This is a genomic window from Streptomyces spongiae (assembly GCF_009377185.1).
In the GTDB taxonomy this organism is placed as follows: Bacteria; Actinomycetota; Actinomycetes; order Streptomycetales; family Streptomycetaceae; genus Streptomyces; species Streptomyces spongiae.
Genome location: NZ_VJZC01000738.1, coordinates 1 through 4,285 on the forward strand (window position 1 = coordinate 1; position 4,285 = coordinate 4,285).

Sequence of the window (4,285 nt, forward strand, 5' to 3'; positions counted from 1 at the left end):
GTGGCGGCCTTGGGGGCGGAGATGACCGCGAACGGCGTGATGGTGGGCCGGCCCTGTCCGGTGGTCGCGGCGGGCTCGTTGATCCGCCGGGGGCCCTTGTCCGTCGAGCGTATGCCCGACAGCTGCCAGGTGCCGTCCGGGCGGGCGGTGAAGGTGAGTTCGTGGTGCGCCCGGAAGCCGGTCGTGGCGGGCTCGTCGCCGCGGATCTTCTTGTACGTCAGGGTCGTGGTCTCGGTGACCTTGACCGTGGCCCGCTTCCCGCTCACCTTGGTGCTGTTCACGGTGACGTCGGTGTCGGCGGCGGTGTAGGCCTCGCCCAGCGCGGCGAGGCGGGACCGCGTGTCGCGCAGGGTGGTGAGCGCGGTCCCCTCCGTGCGGGTGAGGGCGGCGGACAGGCTCGCGCCGCCGGTCGCCTTCAGGGCCGCGCGGGGGGCCTGGCCCCGGTCGAGCAGGGCGGCCGTGCGGTCGGTGAGCACGGCGTCCGCCATACGGCCGAAGGTGCCGGTGGTCGCGCTGGTGACGCGGGGGGCCTGGGAGGCCGGCGCGTCGGCCGCGTGCGCGGCGGACAGGGGGAGCAGGGCGGTGGAGAGGGTCACCGCCGCCAGGGCCGAGCAGCGGCGGCTGAACGTCCTTGTTTTCACTGGGATTTCTCCTTGACCCCGGGGGTGGTCGATGCCCGGGGACGGAATCTTTACATGTCCTCCTCAACACCTCCACACCAGGGGTCGCACGAATTACTTCACGACCGTCGACCACTCCGGTGACTGTGCGGGGTCCAGGGTGCGCAGCCGCTGCAGGGTCTCGGGTTTCTGCACGTCGAGCCAGTCGGCCAGCTCGCGGAAGGACACGCACTTCACGTCCTTCTTGGTGCACACGTTCTCGATGATCCGGTCGACGGCCCGCATGTAGATGCCGCCGTTCCAGTCCTCGAAGTGATTGCCGATGAACAGCGGCGCGCGGCTGCCGTAGTACACCCGGTCGAAGCCCGCCATGTAGGTGTCGACGGTCTCCTCCTCCCAGCGGGGGTACTGGGCCGGGTCGCCCTCGGTCGAGCCCTCGGACTGGTTGTAGAGGAAGTTGAAGTCCATGGAGAGGCCCTGGTACTCGCCCCCCTCGTACGGGAGCATCTGCAGCGGGAAGTCCCAGATGCCGTTCTTCTTGCTCGGCCATATCTGGAAGTCGCCGGCCGAGCTGGCGTCGTAGCGGTAGCCGTAGTCCTTGACGGCCTCCAGGAGGTTCTTCTGGCCCTCCAGACAGGGCGCGCGCCCGCCGACAACCTCCTTGTCGACGTCGAAGGGCAGCGCGGGCAGGTCCTTGTCGCCGGTGTTGGTCTTCCAGTTCTTCACGAAGGAGTTGAACTCGTCGATCTCGGTCCTCCACTCCTCGACGCTCCAGTCCTTGCCGCCCTTGTCGCCGCAGAAGTGACCGTTGAAGTGGGAGCCGATCTCGTTGCCGTCCTGCCACGCCTTGCCGAGCTGCTCCACCGTGGTGCGGATGTGTTCGTCGGTGGGGTAACTGATCGCCGCGGAGCCCTTCTTGTGCTGCGGCGCGTCGTAGAGCGTCTTCTTGTCCTTCGGCAGCAGGTAGATCCCGGTGAGGAAGAACGTCATGTGGGCGTCGTACTTCTTGGCCAGCTCCCGGTAGTGCGAGAACAGTTGGTCGTCGCCCTGCAGCGCGCCGTCCCAGGAGAAGACGACGAACTGGGGAGGCTTCTCACCCGGCTTGAGCGGCTCCGGCTTCAACTGCCCCTTCGGCGGGCCGGTGTACGACGTGGAGCCGTCCCCGATCAGCTTGGTCTTGCCGTCCCATTCGGGTTCCGCGGTCGCTCCGTCCGAGGGCGCCTTGTCTCCGGTCCCGTCCTGCTTGTCGGCGGAGGCGGTCGGCGCGGTGCCGGCCGCGCGGTTCAGGCCCAGGAAGGCCGCGGTGACGAAGGCGACGACGAGGAGGACCGCCATGGCCAGGAAGCCGGGGCGGGGGCCCTGCTGCGGGCGGGCCCGGCGGCGACCGCGGCGGCCACGCGAACGGCCACGGCCGGATGACGACTGCGCACTCGACTGCTGCTGCGCGTGGTTACGCGGCTTCGACTTCATGCGGTGCTCAATCTGCGAGGGGGGTGTAGGTGGTGCGGTGGTGCGGTGGTGCGTATGAGCCGTCGGAGGTCAGCCGAGCGGGCTCATGGCGCTCGACCAGATGCCGTACGGGACGTCGGCGCCCGAAGCGCCGGCGATGCCCTTGAGCGGCAGTGGTTCGAGACTCTTGGTCAGGTCCATGCGGTAGACGACGACCGCGGTCGACACCTTGCGGTTGGTGCCGACGTACCAGGCCGCCTTGTCGTCCTCGGTCGTGCCGGTCTTCCCGGCGACCTCCGCCGTGGCGGGGGCCGCGGTGGGGTGCGCGCTCCGGAAGGAGTCGGTGAGCGCGTCGGTGACCTGGCGGGCCACCTCGGCGCCGACCGCACGGCGCGGCTTGGGCACGTTCAGCGCGACCCGGGAGCCGTTGTGGGTGACCTTGCGCACGGAGTACGGCTCGGTGTGCGTCCCGCCGGAGGCGAACGTGGCGTACGAACTCGCCATGCGGATCGCGCTGGGCGTCGAGTTGCCCAGGGACAGCGCGGGCGTCTGCGGCCCCATGCTCGCGGGCAGCAGCCCGATCGCCTCTGCGGTCTCGCGCACCTTGTCCAGGCCCGTGTCCATGCCGAGCTGCATGAAGGGCGTGTTCACGGACTGGGCGAGCGCCGTGCGCAGGGTGATGTTCCCGAAGGACTTCCCGCCTTCGTTGCGGGCGGCGACCTTCTTGCCGCTGCGGTCCCAGTAGGGGCCCTCGGGCGTTGTGACGGGTACGCCGTCGTTGCCGTTGTAGAGGGACTCCGGAGTGACACGTGTCCTCGCGGTCCCGCGCTCCTTGTACACCCCGTGTTCCAGGCCCGCCGCGTACACGAGCGGCAGGAAGGCCGAACCGGCCGGGACGGTGGTGGCGTTGGACTCGTTGAAGCCCTGCTCGCGGTGGTCGGGTCCGCCATGGACGGCGAGGATCCGGCCGTCGGCGGCCACCGACGCGGCTCCGTAGTGGGCCGCCTTCGCCTTGTCCGGGGAGTCCTTCAGCGCCTTCTTACGGGCCTTGGTCACGGCCTTGGTCAGGGCCGTCTCCCGCTTGCGGTCGAAGGTCGTGTAGATCTGGTAGCCGCCCATGTCGAAGTCCTGGTCGGAGATGCGCGCGGCCTTCTTGGCGTACTGGGAGGCCAGTTCGACCAGGTAGTCGCTCTGCCGGCCGGTGTCGTACGCCTGGGACTGGTCCAACGGCTGCGGGAACTTGGTGTACTTGGCGCGCTCGGTCTTCGTCAGCTTGCCGATGTCGACCATCCGGTCCAGGATCCAGTCCCAGCGCTCCTCGGCCCGCGCCTGGTTGGCCTTGCTCAGGGACGGGTCGTAGAGGCCCGCGCCCTTGAGGAGGGAGGCGAGGAACGCGGCCTCGCTGACGTTGAGTTCGCCGACGTCCTTGCCGTAGTACGCCTGCGCGGCCCGCTGGATGCCGTACGTACCGCGGCCGAACCAGCTGGTGTTGAGGTAGCCCTCGAGGATCTTGTCCTTGCTCATCCGGTTGTCGAGCTTGAGGGCGATCATCGCCTCGGTGAGCTTGCGGCCCACCGAACGGTCCTGGGACAGGTACACGTTCTTGACGTACTGCTGGGTGATGGTGGAGCCGCCCTGGGTGTCCCCCTCGCCGACGGTGCGCCACACGGCGCGGGTCAGTCCACCGACGGAGATGCCCGGGTCGGAGTAGAAGCTCGCGTTCTCGGCGGCCAGCACCGTCCAGCGCACGTCCTCGGGTATGTCCTTCAGCGGCATGGCCTGGCGCCGCACCCAGCCCGTACGGGCCATGGGGGTGCCGTCGGACCAGAAGTAGACGTTGTCCTGCTGCGTGGCGAAGGTGTTCAGGTCCGCGGGGATGTCCGTGGCGGCGTAGGCGGCGGTCAGCAGCGCGCCCCCGAGCCCGGCGGACACCAGCGCGGCGCCCAGCGACTGGCGCCAGGAGGGCACCCAGCGGCGCCAGCCGGTGCGGCCCGGCCGCGGGTAGCTCGGACGGAGCCGGCGGGCGACCGGCGCCCAGCGCTCGCCGAGGCGTGCGACGGCCGACGGAGGCGCCGGTCTGCGGCGACTTCCGCGATGGCTGGATCCGGTCCTTTGTGCGACCTCCTGAGGCGCGGTTCGCCCGGTTTGTGCGTCACCCGAGCCGACCTCCCGGTGGATCCACCCCGCCCCGGCCTCCGAGTACTCCCCGTCAGCCC

The 4,285-nt window shown here is 69.8% G+C and carries 2 protein-coding genes and 1 pseudogene; all 3 read right to left on the reverse strand.

What is annotated here, in order from left to right:
- Positions 1-641, reverse strand: a pseudogene (locus FNH08_RS45710) (amidase domain-containing protein); the annotation flags it as partial.
- A gap of 93 nt (positions 642-734) precedes the next feature.
- A complete protein-coding gene (locus tag FNH08_RS45715) occupies positions 735-2,090 on the reverse strand; it encodes a polysaccharide deacetylase family protein (protein WP_322726508.1) in 1,356 nt (451 codons plus the stop codon).
- 69 nt (positions 2,091-2,159) lie between these two features.
- Positions 2,160-4,247, reverse strand: a complete 2,088-nt coding sequence (locus FNH08_RS45720; RefSeq protein ID WP_322726509.1) for a transglycosylase domain-containing protein — start codon at positions 4,245-4,247, stop codon at positions 2,160-2,162.
- Between the last annotated feature and the right edge of the window lie 38 nt (positions 4,248-4,285).

What these genes read in the sequence shown, in the direction of transcription:
- FNH08_RS45715 (WP_322726508.1), bottom strand. Translation starts at nt 2,090, where the DNA reads ATGAAGTCGAAGCCGCGTAACCACGCGCAGCAGCAGTCGAGTGCGCAG.